The sequence below is a fragment of the Niallia taxi genome, assembly GCF_004005475.1.
In the GTDB taxonomy this organism is placed as follows: domain Bacteria; phylum Bacillota; class Bacilli; order Bacillales; family Cytobacillaceae; genus Niallia; species Niallia taxi.
In genome coordinates this window covers 432,658-450,844 of sequence record NZ_RZTZ01000002.1, presented here as the reverse complement: position 1 = coordinate 450,844, position 18,187 = coordinate 432,658, and the positions used below count along the sequence as shown (strand labels likewise).

The 18,187-nt window shown below is 39.1% G+C and carries 21 protein-coding genes and 1 riboswitch; of the genes, 6 read left to right on the top strand and 15 right to left on the bottom strand.

Features of this window, described 5'->3' with window-relative positions; genetic code table 11:
* Positions 1–48: 48 nt before the first annotated feature.
* Positions 49–591 carry a YqhR family membrane protein gene (locus EM808_RS07095; RefSeq protein WP_127737485.1) on the bottom strand — a complete coding sequence of 181 codons (543 nt, stop codon included), beginning with the start codon at positions 589–591 and terminating at the stop codon, positions 49–51.
* A 218-nt stretch (positions 592–809) separates the two neighbouring features.
* Between EM808_RS07095 and EM808_RS07090 the strand changes: the two genes are divergently transcribed.
* Positions 810–1,748: a DUF1385 domain-containing protein gene (locus EM808_RS07090; protein ID WP_127737484.1), complete on the top strand. Its 939-nt coding sequence runs from the start codon at positions 810–812 to the stop codon at positions 1,746–1,748.
* Positions 1,749–1,913: 165 nt separating this feature from the next.
* Positions 1,914–2,291 carry an SA1362 family protein gene (locus tag EM808_RS07085; protein WP_127737483.1) on the top strand — a complete coding sequence of 126 codons (378 nt, stop codon included), beginning with the start codon at positions 1,914–1,916 and terminating at the stop codon, positions 2,289–2,291.
* Positions 2,292–2,418: 127 nt separating this feature from the next.
* On the opposite strand, the gene EM808_RS07080 is transcribed toward EM808_RS07085, so the two are convergent.
* Positions 2,419–3,303: a patatin-like phospholipase family protein gene (locus EM808_RS07080; protein ID WP_127737482.1), complete on the bottom strand. Its 885-nt coding sequence runs from the start codon at positions 3,301–3,303 to the stop codon at positions 2,419–2,421.
* 200 nt (positions 3,304–3,503) lie between these two features.
* Here EM808_RS07080 and EM808_RS07075 point away from each other — a divergent pair, with 200 nt between their 5' ends.
* Positions 3,504–3,707, top strand: coding sequence for a spore coat protein (locus tag EM808_RS07075; protein WP_225314673.1), 204 nt, complete (start codon positions 3,504–3,506; stop codon positions 3,705–3,707).
* 49 nt (positions 3,708–3,756) lie between these two features.
* Here EM808_RS07075 and splB read toward each other — a convergent pair whose 3' ends face one another.
* Both splB and EM808_RS07065 read right to left on the bottom strand, forming a co-directional pair.
* On the bottom strand, positions 3,757–4,782 hold the full coding sequence (gene splB, locus EM808_RS07070; RefSeq protein ID WP_127737480.1) for a spore photoproduct lyase: 1,026 nt from the start codon (positions 4,780–4,782) through the stop codon (positions 3,757–3,759).
* Positions 4,783–4,884: 102 nt separating this feature from the next.
* Entirely contained in the window at positions 4,885–5,721 is an 837-nt protein-coding gene (locus tag EM808_RS07065) for a lipoate--protein ligase family protein (RefSeq protein WP_127737479.1), read from the bottom strand.
* A 191-nt stretch (positions 5,722–5,912) separates the two neighbouring features.
* On the opposite strand from EM808_RS07065, the gene EM808_RS07060 reads away from it, so the two are divergent.
* Entirely contained in the window at positions 5,913–6,299 is a 387-nt protein-coding gene (locus tag EM808_RS07060; RefSeq protein WP_127737478.1) for a rhodanese-like domain-containing protein, read from the top strand.
* A gap of 437 nt (positions 6,300–6,736) precedes the next feature.
* Here EM808_RS07060 and gcvPB read toward each other — a convergent pair whose 3' ends face one another.
* From gcvPB to gcvT, 3 genes are read right to left on the bottom strand one after another with little or no spacing between them, the layout of a single operon-like run.
* Positions 6,737–8,194 (bottom strand): aminomethyl-transferring glycine dehydrogenase subunit GcvPB, encoded by a 1,458-nt coding sequence (gene gcvPB, locus EM808_RS07050; RefSeq protein ID WP_127737476.1) that lies wholly within the window; start codon positions 8,192–8,194, stop codon positions 6,737–6,739.
* A complete protein-coding gene (gene gcvPA, locus EM808_RS07045) occupies positions 8,187–9,533 on the bottom strand; it encodes an aminomethyl-transferring glycine dehydrogenase subunit GcvPA (protein WP_127737475.1) in 1,347 nt (448 codons plus the stop codon). The genes gcvPB and gcvPA overlap by 8 nt, the downstream gene beginning before the upstream one ends.
* 20 nt (positions 9,534–9,553) lie before the next feature.
* Entirely contained in the window at positions 9,554–10,654 is a 1,101-nt protein-coding gene (gene gcvT, locus EM808_RS07040) for a glycine cleavage system aminomethyltransferase GcvT (RefSeq protein WP_127737474.1), read from the bottom strand.
* 281 nt (positions 10,655–10,935) lie between these two features.
* Positions 10,936–11,025, bottom strand: a riboswitch (glycine riboswitch).
* A 377-nt stretch (positions 11,026–11,402) separates the two neighbouring features.
* Between gcvT and EM808_RS07035 the strand changes: the two genes are divergently transcribed.
* Together EM808_RS07035 and EM808_RS07030 are read left to right on the top strand one after the other, a co-directional pair.
* Positions 11,403–13,112, top strand: a complete 1,710-nt coding sequence (locus EM808_RS07035) for a DEAD/DEAH box helicase (protein ID WP_127737473.1) — start codon at positions 11,403–11,405, stop codon at positions 13,110–13,112.
* Positions 13,081–13,878: a YqhG family protein gene (locus tag EM808_RS07030; protein WP_127737472.1), complete on the top strand. Its 798-nt coding sequence runs from the start codon at positions 13,081–13,083 to the stop codon at positions 13,876–13,878. The genes EM808_RS07035 and EM808_RS07030 overlap by 32 nt, the downstream gene beginning before the upstream one ends.
* Positions 13,879–13,916: 38 nt before the next feature.
* Here EM808_RS07030 and EM808_RS07025 read toward each other — a convergent pair whose 3' ends face one another.
* The 8 genes from EM808_RS07025 to comGA are packed head-to-tail and all read right to left on the bottom strand — an operon-like array spanning position 13,917 to position 18,112.
* Positions 13,917–14,096 (bottom strand): YqzE family protein, encoded by a 180-nt coding sequence (locus EM808_RS07025; protein WP_127737471.1) that lies wholly within the window; start codon positions 14,094–14,096, stop codon positions 13,917–13,919.
* Positions 14,097–14,155: 59 nt separating this feature from the next.
* Entirely contained in the window at positions 14,156–14,533 is a 378-nt protein-coding gene (gene comGG, locus EM808_RS07020) for a competence type IV pilus minor pilin ComGG (RefSeq protein ID WP_127737470.1), read from the bottom strand.
* Positions 14,530–15,012, bottom strand: coding sequence for a competence type IV pilus minor pilin ComGF (comGF, locus tag EM808_RS07015; protein WP_127737469.1), 483 nt, complete (start codon positions 15,010–15,012; stop codon positions 14,530–14,532). Before comGF ends, comGG begins: the two co-directional genes overlap by 4 nt.
* On the bottom strand, positions 14,966–15,283 hold the full coding sequence (locus EM808_RS07010) for a hypothetical protein (protein ID WP_127737468.1): 318 nt from the start codon (positions 15,281–15,283) through the stop codon (positions 14,966–14,968). Before EM808_RS07010 ends, comGF begins: the two co-directional genes overlap by 47 nt.
* Positions 15,267–15,713, bottom strand: a complete 447-nt coding sequence (comGD, locus tag EM808_RS07005; RefSeq protein ID WP_127737467.1) for a competence type IV pilus minor pilin ComGD — start codon at positions 15,711–15,713, stop codon at positions 15,267–15,269. Before comGD ends, EM808_RS07010 begins: the two co-directional genes overlap by 17 nt.
* Entirely contained in the window at positions 15,710–16,012 is a 303-nt protein-coding gene (gene comGC, locus EM808_RS07000; RefSeq protein WP_127737466.1) for a competence type IV pilus major pilin ComGC, read from the bottom strand. The genes comGD and comGC overlap by 4 nt, the downstream gene beginning before the upstream one ends.
* A gap of 11 nt (positions 16,013–16,023) precedes the next feature.
* Positions 16,024–17,076, bottom strand: a complete 1,053-nt coding sequence (gene comGB, locus EM808_RS06995) for a competence type IV pilus assembly protein ComGB (RefSeq protein WP_127737465.1) — start codon at positions 17,074–17,076, stop codon at positions 16,024–16,026.
* Positions 17,051–18,112, bottom strand: a complete 1,062-nt coding sequence (gene comGA, locus EM808_RS06990) for a competence type IV pilus ATPase ComGA (RefSeq protein ID WP_127737913.1) — start codon at positions 18,110–18,112, stop codon at positions 17,051–17,053. Before comGA ends, comGB begins: the two co-directional genes overlap by 26 nt.
* Positions 18,113–18,187: the final 75 nt, after the last annotated feature.

Sequence of the window (18,187 nt, the reverse complement as noted above, 5' to 3'; positions counted from 1 at the left end):
CAATGCTAAAAAAAGAATGCTCATGTAGAACATTCTATCATAGATTAATTATCCTTCACTACCCGAAATGTTCGCCTCACGTTTGTTTTCTTTTTGTTCCTTCATTCTAATCTCACTTTCTTCATAGGAAATCGTATAGCCAACAAATACCCCCCAAAGGACATAAAGGCATATAGAAGTGATTATCGTATTTAAACTAAGCTGCATAAATGGCTTGATGCTCGGAAAAATAGGATTTAAGATGATGAATACAACGCCAAATACCATTATTCCAAAACCGGCGCCAATATAAAAGGACTTAAATCTTCTAAGTAAAAGATAATACCCAAATGCTGCCATTAATGAAAAGAATCCGATTGCCCCAATACTAATAAGAGTTCCAAGCCAGCCAGTTTTCCAGCTTCCGATTGCCCACGGCTCCAATATGACATTCGGTCTTATTTCCGTCATATTGAAATAAAAAGCGAGAAATCCCATGAAGGACCAAAATATCCCCCCAAATAGCCCTGTCCATATAACAAGTGTAATGAAATGCATAGATGGCTCTTTTGCTATTCCACTTTGATTTTCCGCTTCTTTTTCCTTTGTCATTTCCGTATGCCTCCCGCTATGAATATTTTATCTTTCTTCTCTGTTAACAAGACCTATAAATTACTTAAAATTCATTAGGCTAGTTGTTTCTCTAAATTTTTAGTAATATGTAAATAGGGGAATTATAGTGATGGAACAACATATCCATCCAACAGAGAGAAAACAATTAATCATTTGCTTTTCCACCCTAATTTAACCTGAGGTTGGTGTAAATATTCATGTCAAATGAGCAAAAACCAGTATTCGGAGGACAGGCAGTAGTGGAGGGCGTCATGTTTGGCGGCAAAAATCATTACGTGACTGCAATAAGACGGAAGGATCAATCCATTGATTATTTTCATTTGCCGAGAAAACACAATCCGAAGTTGACTAAACTAAAAAAAATCCCCTTTATAAGAGGGATTGTCGCTATTATTGAATCGAGCGGGAATGGGACAAAGCATTTAAACTTCTCAACAGACCGCTATGATGTCGACCCAAGTGAAGACATCCAGCTGGAAGAAAAAGAACCCTCCAAAATGACGATGATTTTAGGAGTTGCAGCAATCGGTATCCTTTCCTTCTTGTTTGGTAAATTCATCTTCACATTAGTGCCTGCCTTTTTAGCGGAATTTTTTAAGCCTGTTATCAGCGGACATGTTGCTCAAATATTACTTGAAAGCTTCTTTAAGCTGCTTCTTTTACTTGGTTATATTTACTTTGTTTCACTGACTCCTCTTATTAAACGCGTATTTCAATATCACGGAGCTGAGCATAAGGTTATAAATGCATTTGAAAATGGCAAAGACATTACGGTAGAAAATGTGCAAGCACAGTCAAGACTCCATTATCGTTGTGGAAGCAGCTTTATATTGTTCACTGTATTTGTTGGTCTGTTTCTGTATTTACTTTTCCCAACAGACTCCTTTATAGAACGGATATTAAGCAGGATTGCGTTAATTCCAGTTGTCCTTGGTATTTCGTTTGAAGTACTTCAATTAACCAATAAACTGCGCAATATTCCTGTATTGAAATATTTAGGCTTGCCAGGTCTTTGGCTGCAGCTTTTAACAACAAAAGAGCCGACTGACGATCAGGTGGAAGTAGCCATCTATTCCTTTAAAGAATTAAAGCGCAGAGAAGAAGAATCGGAAAAAGCCATTCTTGCAGCGGATTAACACCGTTAAAATCAGGGGATATAAACGAACATAAGGCTTTAAAAAAAATCTTTTGTCTAGCGCTTCATTAAAGCAACAAATTTAAATGATGTGAATAAACTTTTTTTAATAGAAGTTTAAAAGTTGTAAAAAATGCTCATCATGCTTTTAGGGAGGTGGCTTTTCTTGAAGAATCGAGTTCCTTTTCTTGTTATTGGGATTGTCTGCTTATTAGCTTTAATAGGATTAGTATCATCAGTCGTTTCCAATCCTGTTGGGTTTATGCAAAACATACTTTCATTAGTTGTTATTGGACTACTCATCTGGTTTATTGTTAGACGATTTTACAAAGCTAGCCCTGAAAGAAAAGAGCAAAAGGCTTTTGTTAAAGCGGCAAAAAGATCAAAGAAAAGACAACAGCACACAAAAGGAAAACTATTGCCTAAACAAGGTGCTCAAGCAAAAACAGCAACCTTCAAGGGCAAAAAAAGAAGCGCAAGCAGTGCACACTTGACTGTTATCGAAGGAAAAAAGAGCAAAAAGAAAAACCGGGCAACCTTTTGACCTGTTTTAAAGTAGGCAAATCCCTGCATCTTTTTGCCTAATATACATGCTTCTAATTTCAAAATAAGCCAAGTGCCGAAAAAAAATCGACCCTACTCCAATGGGCAGGCTCGATTTTTTTTTTTTATTAGTACGTCCATGTTCGCAGGAATTTCTTCGCATAATCCCTTCCAAACTGGATTATTTCTCCTTGCTTTTCTTTCGTTAAAGTGAACTCTGTCGACATGACTCCTTCTGACGGGATAAATATAATATTTTTTTCATGCTTTCTCGAAATATATCTGGAATCATGTGCATCCTTCATTGTCTCAAACATCGCTCCAAACAAATGAAAGGCGTTCTTAATCATATGTTTCGGGTGTTCTGACTGCTTATGGCTAAGCCTTATCCCAATCACTGGTCTTATCTTCTTAACATTCTCTTTATCAAACAGCCACATCGGAAAATTACTGAGAACTCCTCCATCCACAATAATGCTTTTGTTTTGCTTTGTGCCAAGGGCTACAGGTTCAAAAAAGAACGGCAAACTGCAGCTCATTCTAATTGCTTTTGCTACAGAGAAACTAGCTGGGTCTATCCCATATTTAGGCAGATCATCTGGAAGCACTAGCATGACTCCATTTGTAATATCAGAAGCAATTACTCTTAAGGAATCTTTCGGCAGGTCTGAAAATGTCCTGATTCCCTTATCTGCTAGCTTTTCCTCCAGCCATTTCTCTAAGGCAATGCCTTTATATAATCCAAGTCGCCAATACAAAAACAGCCATTTCGCAAAAGGAAAAGGAATGAGAAGCTTTCTTTCATCCAATAATGTGGACAAGTTAAGCTGCTCGAGCATCCCGGCTATTTCTTTACCAGTATACTTAGCCGCCACAAAAGCAGCTACAATGGAACCGGCACTTGTCCCTGCTACTCTTTCAAATGTAAAACCCTTTTCCTCCAACACTTCATATGCCCCTATTAAGGCAAGACCTTTTATGCCTCCTCCTGAAAAAACGCCATCTATGTGCATAATGCCTTCTCCCCTTTTATTGCAGCATTGATACACTTTAATCTTCAAATCAGAAAATTAGTACAGCAGGCAAGCCATTTATTTAATAAATCCACATCACACCATTGATTTTTATACAGTCGGGACGTTCATCCAATCGCAGGTAGACTACTGCACATATATTATGATGAACAGATTAGAAAATGCAGGAGGTAAGCATCATGAATCATAATGTGCGAAGACCAATTGGATTTGGCAGACCTGGTTTTGGTTATGGAAGACCTGGATTCGGAGGTGCAGGATTTGGGCTAGGTGTACTTGGCGGACTTGCAACAGGAGCACTTCTCGGTCCTGCAATATACGGTGGATATGGCTATCCTCCATATGGAGGCTTTGGTTATCCGTACGGTGGATATTATTATTAATGAAATGGGGCGCATAAACTAAGTTTATGCGCCCTTCAATATATATACTTTATGTGAAATAAGCAACCTCTGCTTCAGGGAAAAACTGTGCTACATATCCTCTGATTGTATTCTCCAAATCTTTCGCCTCGTCATCTTGATACACGTATTTTCCAATACCGTATCTGCCCCATTTATATTTTCTTTTTTCCTCATTCATCTCAAGCTTTGTCTTCGGGTACCTTTTTGCTATTACTCTTTTAGCTGGTTTTGTAAAGCGGTGCTGAATCAATTCAAATGTCAGATTAGAAAGATTAACTCCTTGCAGGCTGTCTGACAGCCTTTGGAATAATTCGAAGTATCCTTCCTTCCAATCTTCATGCAAGTAGATTGGTGCAACAATAAAGCCGAGCGGATAGCCTGCATTAGCAACCTTCCTTGCCGCTTCAAGCCGTTCATCAAAGGTAGAAGTTCCAGGCTCGAAATTTTTAATAACATAGCGAGAATTGACACTGAATCGGAATCGAGTATGCCCATTATGCTCTGCATCAAGCAAATGATCGACATGATGGTATTTAGTCACAAACCGGAGACGACCCTTGTCAGATTTCCCGAAATATTCGATTGTCTTTTTTAAGGAATGGGTTAAATGATCAAGACCGACAATATCGGACGTACAGGCTGCTTCAAATCTTGTTATTTGTTCGCCTCTTTCATCCATGTATTTCTGTGCCTGGTCGAAGATTTCTTCCAAATTGACGTACGTTCGTATATACGGCTTACTTCCTAGCGTAGTCTGTAAATAACAGTAGTGGCAATGTCCCATACAGCCAGTTGCTAAAGGAATCGCATATTCTGCAGAAGGTTTGGAGGTATCAAACTTCAACGTTTTTCTTATGCCGACCACAAGAGTAGATTTTGCAACCCTGTATTGCTGGAGCTCTGTGTCACCAGGAATTCCTCTGACCTGATTGTGTGAGGTCGTTTCTCTTATTTCCACACCCATTTTCTCAAATTTTTCTTTTAATTCACGTCCGAGCGGATAGTCCAATGCTTTCGGCTCTATATAAACTAATTGTGGTACAAATGGCTTCATGTCGGCAAATCGCCCTCTCTTTTATTTTTCTGACTATAATCTATAATGTTTGCCAAAATATAAAAAAGAGGACAGGGAATTTCCCCCATCCAGTACGCTTTATTATCTTCTGAAATTCCATTCATCATTTTCATATCTTTCTTTTGCAAGCTTTTCTACATATGCAAGCTGCTCTTGGGTTAGCTCATATTCCTGCAGTTCAATATTAAGACCACGTTCAAATCCCTCTTTAAAGGCTTTTTTCGCCATGTCAATCGTGATCTGCTTATCTGTTATTGCATTGATTGCAACAGCTTTTTCCTTGAAAGCAGCCTGCATTTTTTCCTTAATTCTGTCATTTGAATATTTGAAAAGACGAAACAGCTTGTCTTCATCTAAATCCAACAGAATGGACCCATGCTGCAAAATAACTCCCTTTTGCCTTGTTTGAGCACTTCCGGCTACTTTTCTGCCTTCGACAACTAGTTCATACCAGCTTGGTGCATCAAAACATACAGCAGACCGCGGGTTTTTAAGTGACGCTTTTTGCTCCTCTGTTTTCGGCACAGAAAAATAAGCATCAAGACCAAGCAAATGAAAACCTTGCAGAATGCCTTCTGAAATGACTCGATAAGCTTCGGTCACTGTTTTCGGCATATCAGGATGCTCCTCTGAGACAATGACACTATATGTCAATTCATGCTCATGCAGCACTCCCCTTCCGCCTGTTGGTCTTCTGACAAAGCCTAGGTTCAATTCCTTCACAGCATCCATGTCAATTTCTTTTTCTACTTTTTGGAAATATCCAATCGATAATGTCGCTGGATTCCAGCCATAAAAACGAATGACTGGCGGAAAATCCCCTGTCGAATGCCAATCTAAAAGTGCCTCATCCAATGCCATGTTAAAAGAAGGGGAACTGTTTCCAGTATCAATAAATCTCCATGTTTCTTTCGTCATCGTGAACCCTCTTTACGTTAAAATATGTATATATACTCGTGAATAAGTCTAACAAAAACGAACAAGCTTGAAAAGGAACAAGCATATAAAAAAACTTGCCAGCATTCCCTATAAACTATTGCTTTACTACTATAAGGTTTCACTTATATAATAGAAGTAGAGCATCATGTATTCGAAAGGAGAAATGAAGATTGCAAGCAGTTTATACTCTATTAATCGCGATAGCCATTTTTGCTATCTATTCTATAATCGTATATCTCTATCAACGCAAGATAGTTAAGACGATTTCAGAAGAGGAGTTCCGTCAAGGATACAGAAAAGCCCAGCTGATTGATGTTAGGGAACCAAATGAATTCAGTGCTGGTCACGTTCTCGGAGCTAGAAATATTCCTCTTTCCCAATTAAAAATGCGCAAAGGGGAAATCCGTTCAGACAAGCCTGTCTACTTATATTGCCAAAATGGCATGAGAAGCGGAAGAGCGGCTCAATTTTTACACCGCAAAGGCTACAGACAGCTGTCACAACTTCAAGGCGGTTTCAAAAAATGGTCTGGAAAAGTGAAAACAAAAAATTCATAAATGAACGAAAGGACACTTTAATGAGTGTCCTTTTTTATTAATTACAGGATTAATAAAAATAGGCGTCCTGCATTATGCAAGAAAATCCTTCATTCATTTAATCGGTTGTTTTTGATTTCAGCATACTTAATACGACTCTAAATGTAAAATACGAAAAACCTGACAATCCAATTATCCCAATTAAAATTAATAAGGCTATTTGTTCTGAGAATAGCATTCCTATAACAAACAAAATAAAACAAGTTATAGCTCCGATAAGATTAAAGATTACATTATTACCTTTCAATTGTGAAATTCCCCTTCTATTCAAAAATTTATACGGTCTTAAAGATTGATAAGTTTCACATGTATGAAATAAAAAACATCTATATTAGTGGTTTCTGATATAAAAACACCATTAATGAACCCATTGCTAAGGCAATGGGCTCATCTGTTTATTATGCTTTTATATAGCGAAGAACTGGCTTTCTTGCAGCGAGCGTTTCGTCCAGACGACCGATTACTGTAGTATGTGGAGCCTCTTGCACGATTTCTGGTGTTTCCTCTGCCTCCTTCGCTATTTGAATCATGGCATCAATAAATTGGTCGAGCGTTTCCTTCGACTCTGTTTCCGTTGGCTCTATCATGATGCACTCTTCTACATTAAGCGGGAAGTAGATTGTCGGTGGATGATAGCCAAAGTCTAGCAGCCTTTTTGCAATATCCAATGTGCGCACACCTAATTTCTTTTGACGTCTGCCGCTTAATACAAATTCATGCTTACAATGTCTATCAAAAGGTAAATCATAATATTCCGCTAATCTTCTCATCATATAATTCGCGTTAAGAACAGCATTTTCCGTCACTGCCCTCAAGCCATCTGGACCCATTGAACGAATATACGTGTATGCACGCACATTAATTCCAAAGTTTCCGTAGTACGGTTTCACCCTGCCTATCGATAACGGGCGGTCATAATCAAATACATATTCCTCTCCAACCTTCGTTATAACCGGCTTTGGAAGATACGGGATTAAATCGGTCTTAACTCCAACTGGACCTGAACCAGGACCACCCCCTCCATGCGGGCCGGTAAATGTTTTATGGAGGTTTAAATGGACAACATCAAAGCCCATATCGCCAGGTCTTGCTTTGGAAAGAACGGCATTTAGATTGGCACCGTCATAATATAATTTCCCGCCAGCATCATGGACAATTTTAGCCATTTCCAAAATATTCTCTTCAAAAAGACCAAGTGTGTTCGGGTTTGTCAGCATTAACGCAGCTGTATCCTCCCCCACCACTCTGCGCAAATCTTCTAAATCCACAAGACCATTCTCATCTGACTTGACTGTAATCGTTTCAAATCCTGCTACCGTTGCAGAAGCTGGATTTGTACCATGTGCAGAGTCTGGAACAATAACCTTTGACCTGTTAACATCTCCATTCGCTTCATGGAAGGCACGGATCATCATTAATCCAGTCCATTCTCCATGTGCACCTGCAGCAGGCTGCAGCGTTACTTCATCCATTCCTGTAATTTCTATTAAATGCTGCTGAAGGTCATACATCAACTCCAAAGCTCCCTGTACAGAGCTTTCGTCCTGCAATGGATGTATATGGGCAAAACCGCTAAATCTAGCCACATTTTCATTTATTTTTGGATTATATTTCATCGTACAGGAACCGAGTGGATAAAAACCTGAATCTAAACCATGATTTCTCTTGGACAATGCTGTGTAATGACGCATAATGTCCAATTCAGATACCTCTGGAAGCTTAGCGGGTTCAGATCGGATATAATCAGCAGGAATAAGCTCACTCACATCAAGCTCTGGAATATCCATTTCAGGCAGACTGTAGCCAATTCGTCCAGGTGTGCTGTTTTCAAAAATGAGCGGTTGATGTTTATGCATGATAATCCTCCAATTCTTTGACAAGTTCGTCTATTTCTTCTTTTGTGCGCAGCTCTGTCACCGCAACGAGCATACAGTTATCATATCCTTTATAATCTCTGCCGAGGTCATAGCCACCTATAATTCCTTTTTTCAACAATGCCTTATTAATGGAAGAAACCGGTGACTTGCAGTCTACTATAAATTCGTTAAAGGATGGACCCTCAAAGCGTATGTCAAAACCAGCTGCTTTGAATTTCAGCTTAGCGTAATATGCCTTTTGAATATTCGCCAAAGCCATTTCCTTCACACCATTTTTGCCTAATGCAGTCATTGCTACAGATGCAGCTAATGCATTTAATGCTTGGTTGGAGCAAATATTAGAAGTCGCTTTATCACGTCTGATATGCTGCTCCCGTGCCTGAAGGGTTAAAACAAATCCAACTGCACCATTTTCATCAACCGTCTGTCCTACTAGTCTGCCTGGTACCTTTCTCATTAGCTTAGAGGTAACAGCGAAATAGCCACAATGCGGTCCGCCAAATGCAGCTGGTATACCGAAAGGCTGAGCATCCCCAACAACAATATCTGCTTTAAATGCGCCTGGTGGAGTTAAAGCACCAAGAGCAAGCGGATTGCTTGAAACAACAAACATTGCCTTATGAGCATGAATAATTTCCTCCAGCTCCTTGAGCGGTTCGATTCTGCCAAAGAAATTAGGATATTGCACCATAACAGCAGCAACGTCGTCACCCATATACTGCTTCAACGCTTCTGTATCAGTAACACCATCCTTATGCGGCACCTCGATTACTTCAATGTATTGACCCTTTGCGTATGTTTTCACTACTTCCTTTGCCTCAGGGTGGACACAGCAAGACATGAGAATTTTTTTTCTTTTTGTTACACCTGCACTTAAGCTGCCTGCCTCAGCTAAAGATGTTGCACCATCATACATGGAGGAATTGGCAACATCCATGCCTGTTAATTCACAAATCATTGTCTGAAATTCAAAAATTGCCTGTAGTTCTCCTTGAGAGATTTCTGGCTGATATGGAGTGTAAGCTGTGTAGAACTCTGATCTTGAAATGACATGATCAACAATTACTGGTGCGTAATGATCATATACACCTGCACCTAAAAAGGAAACATTGGATTTACTGTCTGCATTTTTCAAAGCAAGCTTGCTTAATTCCTTTAAGAGTGCAGATTCGCTTTTTGCGTTCTTAATATTGTATTCCCCTTTAAAACGAACACTTTCTGGAATATCAGAAAACAGCTCTTCTACAGACGCTGCTCCAATCGCTTTAAGCATGGCATTTCTGTCTTCTTCAGTCATTGGCAAATAGCGGTGTTTCATCGTTTTTCCTCCTGTCATGTTCAAGCTTTATTCCTTTTATAAAATGGAGTAGCTGTTACTTTCGCTTTTACAAGCTTCCCTCTAATTTCCACTTCTACCTCTTTGCCTGCTTCAGCAAAAGAACTCGTAATCAAGGCCAACCCGATTGCTTTGTTTAAAGTAGGTGACTGCGTGCCTGTTGTCACTTCCCCTATCACTTGGCCATTGTTATAAACTTTATAGCCATGGCGTGGAATTCCTCTGTCGATCATTTCAATTCCAACAAGCTTCCTTTGCAAACCAGATTCCTTTTGCTTTAATAAAGCCGCTTTCCCGATAAAGTCTGCTTCCTTGTTCAATTTAACAGCAAACCCAATGCCAGCCTCCAATGGTGAAATATCCTTTGTCAGCTCTTGACCATATAATGCTAGAGTTGCTTCAAATCTTAAAGTATCTCTTGAGCCAAGACCGCATGGAAGCACACCGGAATCCTTGCCAACGTGTAATATTTCCTTCCAAAGGTGCACAGCATCATTACTGCTGCAATAAATCTCAAAGCCATCCTCTCCTGTATATCCTGTTCTCGATAAAAGGACATCCTTACCTGCTATGGCTGTATACCGGAATTGGAAATAACCAATATCCCCTATATTTTCAGCAGCAAGTTTTGTTAGCGTCTCTTCTGCCAGTGGGCCTTGCAAAGCCAATTGAGCATAGTCACCAGAAAGATTTGAAAGCTCCACTTCTCCTTCCACATGGCTTGCTAGCCATGCAAAATCCTTTTCCATATTGGATGCATTCACAACCAATAAATAATGATCCTCACCGAGCTTATATGTAAGTAGGTCATCAACCGTTCCGCCATTTTCATAGCACATTGCTGAATATTGTGCTTTGCCAGCCTGTATTTTAGAAACATCGTTTGTCAGCATTTTTTGGAGAAAGTCCAAACTATTTTTGCCTTTCACCTCAATCTCTCCCATATGGGAAACATCGAATAATCCAGCCTTCGTACGAACCGCTTCATGCTCTTCCTTTATGCTCGAAAACTGAACAGGCAGCGCCCATCCCCCAAAATCAATTGTTTTGCCACCGTACTCCTTGTATAAATCATACAAAGGGGTTTGTTTTAATTCATTCATCCCTTCATCCCCATTTCCAAATGAATTTGTTAAAAGCATATAGAACATTTCTGACTACGCTAAATGATTATCCAAGGAAGGCATGTGTACTTATAAAAAAAGAGTACGCAAAAAAGGACAGAACCTCCCCTTTATCCTTGGATAAAGAAAGGTCTCTGTCCTTGCACCTGAAAGTTTGCCGAATGAATCGGGTGTCCCCTTTGGTGGCTGGCAGAAGTATGCGCAAAATTACTTCAGCTGATTTCAGATTAGTATCGAAATCCCAGCACTCTCCAGAGCTGCGTCAAAATAGAGTTCTTTTGCCTGAGAGATTCACAAAATTTTGCTTGCTCCTTCGGCGCTACATACGTAGTCTCTCCCCTATTTATCATCCGCTATATTTATATGTAATTTATAAAATATACGGTAATGTGCCAGTTTCTTGTTGGCTTTTTGAAGCATTTCTTCTTGTAAATGGATAGATTGCTGCATTATGGCCATACTAATATGTAACTATGAAAAAATCTTTATGTGCTTTATGCCAAATAAAGACGATTATTTATATATATTATTACTAATTTCGTTCATGTTTTGCATATAAAAAATTAAAAATCACTACAAAACAGAAAACGTTTTACACCTTCATCCTAACATTTGCAATCCTATCAAGGCAATAACTTTTTTATGATTTTTAAATATTTTTCAATAATTCAGCCAACTTGCTTGGCTTTATCTTTTTCCTTAACAAACAAGAAAGGATGCAAGCATAATGACAATCCAAATCAACTTTGATCAATTATGGAATGAAGAATTGCCGAAACGTATGAATGATGATGGACCATGGGCAAATTGGGAACTGTACCAATTAGCATTAGAAGTAGAGCAGCATACCATCATTCCTGAATTCGAAGGCTTGCAGGCACCGAAACACCTGTCTGATTTAACCCCATTGCCACATCAGCTTGAGGTTGCGAAAAAGGTGATTGAGGATATGAACGGAAAGGCAATTTTGGCTGATGAAGTAGGACTTGGAAAAACTATTGAAGCAGGGCTTATTTTAAAGGAATACATGATTCGTGGTTTGGTGAAAAAGGTATTGATTCTTGTTCCAGCTTCCCTTGTTACGCAATGGGCAATAGAGCTAAATACTAAGTTTTTTATCCCTGCAGTATCACAACGGAAAAGCTATGTTTGGGAGCAATGTGATATTGTCGTATCTTCTATTGATACAGCTAAAAGAGCTCCACACCGGGAAATAATTAATAGCCTCGACTACGACCTTGTCATTATAGATGAAGCACATAAATTAAAAAATAATAAGACAAAAAACTATGAATTTGTCCAAAATCTAAAAAAGAAATTCTGTCTATTACTTACGGCTACCCCTATTCAAAACAGGGTAAGTGAAATCTTCAACCTCGTTTCCTTATTGAAGCCTGGACATTTAGGGAGTGAGACAGCCTTCTATGAAAAATATAAAAAGGATTCCCGTTCTGTTAATGATGATGAGCATTTAAAAGAGCTTGTAAATAAAGTAATGATTCGAAACAGAAGAAGTGATACTGGCATCGAATGGACGAAACGGGTTGTTGAGGCTGTCACAATCGAATTTACAGAGGAGGAAAGAGCTCTTTATGACACGATAGAGTCGCTTAAAGGCTATGAGGCAGATGACAATGCCGCTCGAACAAGGAGTCCTTTTTCTATGATTACCTTACAAAGGGAAGCTTGCAGCAGCAGAGAATCCGTCTATTATACTATACAAAACATGATGAAAAAAACCGAAAATCCTTCTCAGGAATTTCAGGATACGATCAATCTGTTAACAAGCAAAATCAATGCTATTACAAAAAATTCCAAGGCCGAAAAAGCCCTTGAAATCATAAAAAGGGCAGATGATAAAGTAATTATCTTTACAGAGTACAGAGCGACACAATTATATCTTCAATGGTATTTAAAACAGCATGGTATTACTTCTGTACCGTTTAGAGGCGGGTTCAAACGCGGCAAAAAGGACTGGATGCGGGATTTATTCCAAAACCATGCGCAAGTTTTGATAGCAACAGAGGCTGGCGGTGAAGGAATAAACCTGCAATTTTGCAACCATATTATTAACTTCGATCTTCCGTGGAATCCAATGCGGCTTGAACAACGAATCGGCCGGATTCACAGACTTGGACAAAAAAAGGATGTTATGATTTATAATTTCGCCATTAAAGATACTGTAGAAGATCATATTCTTAAATTGCTCTATGAAAAAATTCACTTGTTTGAAAAAGTTATCGGAGACTTAGACGATATTCTGACAAAGCTTGATTTCGGCAATATGGATGATTATATGAACGATATTTTTGTTAATTCCAACTCAGAAGGCGAAATGAGAATCAAAATGGATAACCTGACTAGCATGATTGAATTTGCCCAAAATCTCAAGGATGGTGATAGTTATGAAGCAGCAGGAAATTCATCAATTTCTTAAACGTTTTTTTCTCGCTAATGATTGTGAGCTTGTTGAAGACCAACAAGGCTATATGATTGTGCAATTAACCATTGATTTAGATAAAGAGCTGATGAATCGCCCCTTTTATTGGCATTACTTAGAAAAAACTGGCGGGGTTCCCAATCCTGCCAGACTTACATTAATTACAGATCCTAATCATGCACCAAAGGATTTAAAGGGAGAGTTAATTCATTTTGGTTCACCTAGATTGCATCAACTATTTGCATGCGCCAAAAAGCTGTCTGGTTATATTCGTTTATATGAAAATATTCCAGGCCAAATGAGTAAACATGTAGCCTTGAAGCCTTGGCTTTCCATGAATGTGAAGATTTCCTATCAATGTGACCGCAAACGAGATGTTTTCCGGTCGATTGGATTACAGCTTATCAATGGTCAGCTTGTTGATAATTTTCATGAAACAGTCCAGAAGTTTAATCTTTCTGCTAAAATACCGGACTACTGCTTTACACTTTCCCCACTGATCATGCCCAAAAGTGGGATGATTCGGATTGAAAACACAATTAGACAAGCTGTTTTGCAGGAAGATCATCAATGGGCTGCAGATGCAAGGGAAAGATGGGCGAAGGACTTAAATTTGCTGGAGCATTTTTATGAGGATGCGGAGGAGGAGCTTATTGAGAGCCTTGAAATGGAAAGACTTGCATTAAAAGAGCAATATGAGCCGAAAGTCAATGTTTCCATTATAAATGGCGGGCTATTCTATCTAGCTTCCGAGGCAATGTAATAAAGGATGAATCCTGTTTAGGATTCATCCTTTTCTTGTCAGTATTTCTTCTTGAAGAAATAGGCAAATACATATGGAAGAATGCCGAACCATCTAAGCATGAAGGGCTCTTTATTTACCCGTCTTTCTTGCTTTATTTTTTTTCGTTCTTCCCTCGGCTGATCCATGTATTGCACAAATGTTTGCGTTAAATATTTTACATAATCATTTGTTTTCATAAATCACCTACATCGTCCTTTTAGAAGTTAGTGTATCCGGTAACTGCTTCTTTTATACGTTACTTCGCCTCGACCCACTTTGTCATTTTGTTTTCAAGCCTGTCAAAATAACTGTAACCAACCGTTTCAACATTTTTTGTGTGGAGGCGGTATTCTACCTTTAATATAGTATCTGTCGTTTGTTCAACCGAATAATCGACCGCACCCTTTACTAATTGAAGTGTTCCCTGTTTCGCATATTCGCCCATTTGTAGCTCCTTCTCGACAGCCTTTACTGAACTCATAAAATAATATTCCTGAACAAGAAGCTCCTTCGAATTGTGATACATTCTTTTTTCGGTCAAATACAGACTGATTATCACCAAAAAACAGCTGAGGACAAGCAGGAAAATAGATAAGGTTACAGGATAGATAAACCCTTTTTGACACTTCCTCATTTCAGTCCAGCCTCATTCAGGCTCAAAAAGGAACGGGCTGCTGCATTTCTTTTATACCACGAAGTATCTGTCACTAGTATTCTCACACCACTCTCTATTGCTTCAAATTCTACCTTCTCTACCTCCTGAAGACATACCTCATGTCCAGCGCCGTTCACTCTCCGCCTTATTTTGTTTTCATATTTCTCATACTGAACATTTTCTCCTTCTACCGTTAAATTCAGCTTTTGTTCTGATACGCGCACAGTTGTAGCCAAACGAACCTCTTTTTTGAGTTGATGAATAAAAACGTCCCACTCAAGACTACGAAGACTGTGGGAAACAGAACTGCCGTCTGTAATAAGTTTTACGGTAAGAGGAAAAAAGGCGCATATTATTAAAAATAACGACAAGGCAACAAGCATTTCTGCCAAAATAAAGCCTGTCTCCCCCTTATATGTTTTCACAAACCTGGGTTGTTTTTTCCGATACCCCCTCATACTCTATACACGCCTCCTTCCCTTCATCCCACCTGAATCTGAACATGATGTTACCTTCCTTTATAATATGGCTCTCCATAAAGACATCCTCTGCCTTCCATTTCAATAAGCTTTCATATAAAAGCTGATGTGCCAGCAGATCATGTTCGATTGCCTTCATTTGCATATGCAGCTGCATATAAGCCGGTACAAAAAGGAAGGCAATAACCAGCCATGTGCTAAAGGCAAGAAAAAACTCAGGCAAAATAATCCCCTTACTGTTCTTTAACATACGACCTCCCTCTTCCAATTTGAATCGTGAAAATGTATTTATTTTCTCCAATACTTATTCGGTATGAAGCAAACTTAGATACATTCCCGCTTGGCGTTATAGTAAAATTTATTGGAGTTGAATCTTCATTTATTGTAATGCTCTCATGATAATGCCTGTCCACAATCATTCCAGTTTTCAAATCAGCACGAAAATAATATCTTTTCTCCATCGGATTAAATTGAGCATAGATAATTTTTTGATGGGATAATGCATAATTTTGAGCATATAACAAATCTGTCTGCAACTGAGTAAAAAAGGTTCTTTCCTGGAGCAGCTCGTATTGTGGTCTTAACAGCATCGGAATGACCGCCAGGATAACAAGTAGAATGGATAAAGCTGTTAGCATCTCTAGCAAGGTGAAACCAGACTCGGTTAATTTTTGTTTCATTGCTGCACATTTACCGAGCCATTATTTATCGATAACGCCTTTCCATTAGGGCAAGTCGTCTGACCTTCTTTTAAGTAGCCTTCTGCAACTAAATCCTCCGTAGAGTCAGGATAGCTGCTGTTGTCGATATAATAGGCTTGAACCTCTGCTTCCACCATCTTGATAAACGCCTCACAGCCTGTCGAATTGATTTTTGAATTATGCCTCGTGATATTTGGTAATGTTACAATTAATAAAATGGAGATAATTAACAAAACAATCATCATCTCTATTAAAGTAAACCCATTTTCGTTTTTCATTTTTTCTCCTTTCATAAACCATTCAATAGTTGGAACATCGGGAGCAAAACGGCCAAATAAATTGATATAACCAAGATGCCGATAACGGCATATATAACTGGCTGTATTTTCCTCATGAGACGATTTACCATGTCCTGCAAGCTATCCATACAAAATTGGCTGAGAAAATGTAATTCCTGATCCAGCTTGCCGTTTTCTTGTCCATGCTGCAAAATCCTGCAAAATTCCTTTTCTAAAAAAGTAAGGCATAAAAATGCCTGCTCCATCCTCTCTCCCTTTTTCAAATGATCTATGACTTTCTCACCAGCAAGTGCCAGGGGAGCATTCTCTTTGGCTTCCTGAAAGAACTTGAGAGATTCGAAGATGGAAAATCCACCTTGCAGCAAATGGCTCAGCTGCAAGGAAAAAATATAGGTGTAATAAAGAGAAAAGCCCTTGCCAATGACTGGAATAGCCGCCATAAGCCGCAGCCTTTCCAAAGAATCTTTTTTGCGGAAAATTCGAAGGTAATAGTAGAGTAATGACAGGAGAAAGGTACCAATTAACAGCAATACAAAAGGCATTGCTCTGCCTGCACCTATTATGAAGGACATAAATAAATTTGTTTCTACACTCATTGATAAAAATAAGGAGGAAAACTGGGGCAATAAAACTTGATGGACAAAATAGAACAAAATGATGGTGAAAAGGACTAGAAAGAGGGGGTAATAAAGAATTTTTTTAAGTTGTTGCAGCGTTCGCAGCCGGTTTTGCATAATGTTGCTGGCATCAAGAAATGCCTTCGCAAATCCACCGTGTTTTTCAGCGAAATAAACATAACTAATCGTCTGCTGATTGAATTTTAGTCTTGCCAGATTATCGCAAAAGGAGTTCCCTCCTTTCAATGACCCAAGAACCGACATAATATCCTCCTGTTTATCAGCAGGGAGATAATGAACACTTGAGCGGACACCTTCCGAAAGGGAATAGCCCTGTGTTAACAGCTCGCCAATACATTTTAAAAACAGCGATTGTTCGCGTAAACTCCAGCTGTCCTTCTTAATCTTCATAAATCCAGCGAGCATACTCAGTCTCCTTTACATAGCCTAATGCAATCCCCTTGCCGATTGCCTCCTTTAATGCAGGTTTGGGCTGCAAGTTTTGAACATAGGTTTCAGCAAGAAGCGATTGGATAAGCTTTCCTGTCATTATTTCAAATACACTTGCCCTTTTACTGCGATGCTGGTCGCTGAAGCAAAAAGGCGGACAATCAGTGCTGCAATACGGACAGACTAGCTCCACTAATCTTTGCGCTGTGACAGCTATAAGGGTTTGCTGTATGTCTACCCTACTGATGCCGAATTCCATCAATCTGTAAATAGCCCCCTTTGCATCCCTTGTATGCATGGTGGCAAGAACAAGATGCCCTGTCAGCGATGCCCTTACAGCTATCCGGGCAGTATCTGCATCCCTTATTTCTCCGACCATAATAATGTCGGGATCATGGCGTAAAATAGCCCTCAGGCCAGAAGCATACGTAATTCCGGCTTTTTCATTTACTTGCACTTGCAGAACATTATCCTGTGGTTTTTCAATGGGGTCCTCAAGACTTATGACCTTTCGCTTGTAAAGATGGGAATTGCTGTTTAGAAGGGAGTATAATGTGGAGGTTTTGCCTGATCCAGTCGGTCCTGTAAATAGCACAAGGCCATGTGCATATTTCAGCAGTGACAGCAGTTTTTTTGAAGTGTTTGGAAATAAAGAAATTTTGTCGATTGGAATGGTGCTGTTGTCAGCAAGTAAACGAATAACAAGACTTTCATGTGGAGTTGCAGGTAATGTGGAGAGTCTCAGGCTAATGTCCTGACCATTTAGCTTGGTGCTGATAGCTCCGCTTTGCGGCCGTCGTCTTTCACCAATATCCATTGATGCAGTAAATTTAAAGTGTGAAATTAGTCTGTCACATTGAGCTTGAGGCAATGTCATTCTGTGATATAAGGAGTGAGAAATGCGAAATTGCAAGTGGGATTCTTTCTTTTTGGGGACAATATGAATATCTGTTGCATTCGCTTCAACAGCCTCCCTTATGAGTCGGTTTGCTAAAGCTTCAATGGAGATCAATAAAAATTGCACATCCTTTCCTTTTTGGTTATATGTAAATTTCGACAATATTTGCTAAATACCTTTTTAATTTTC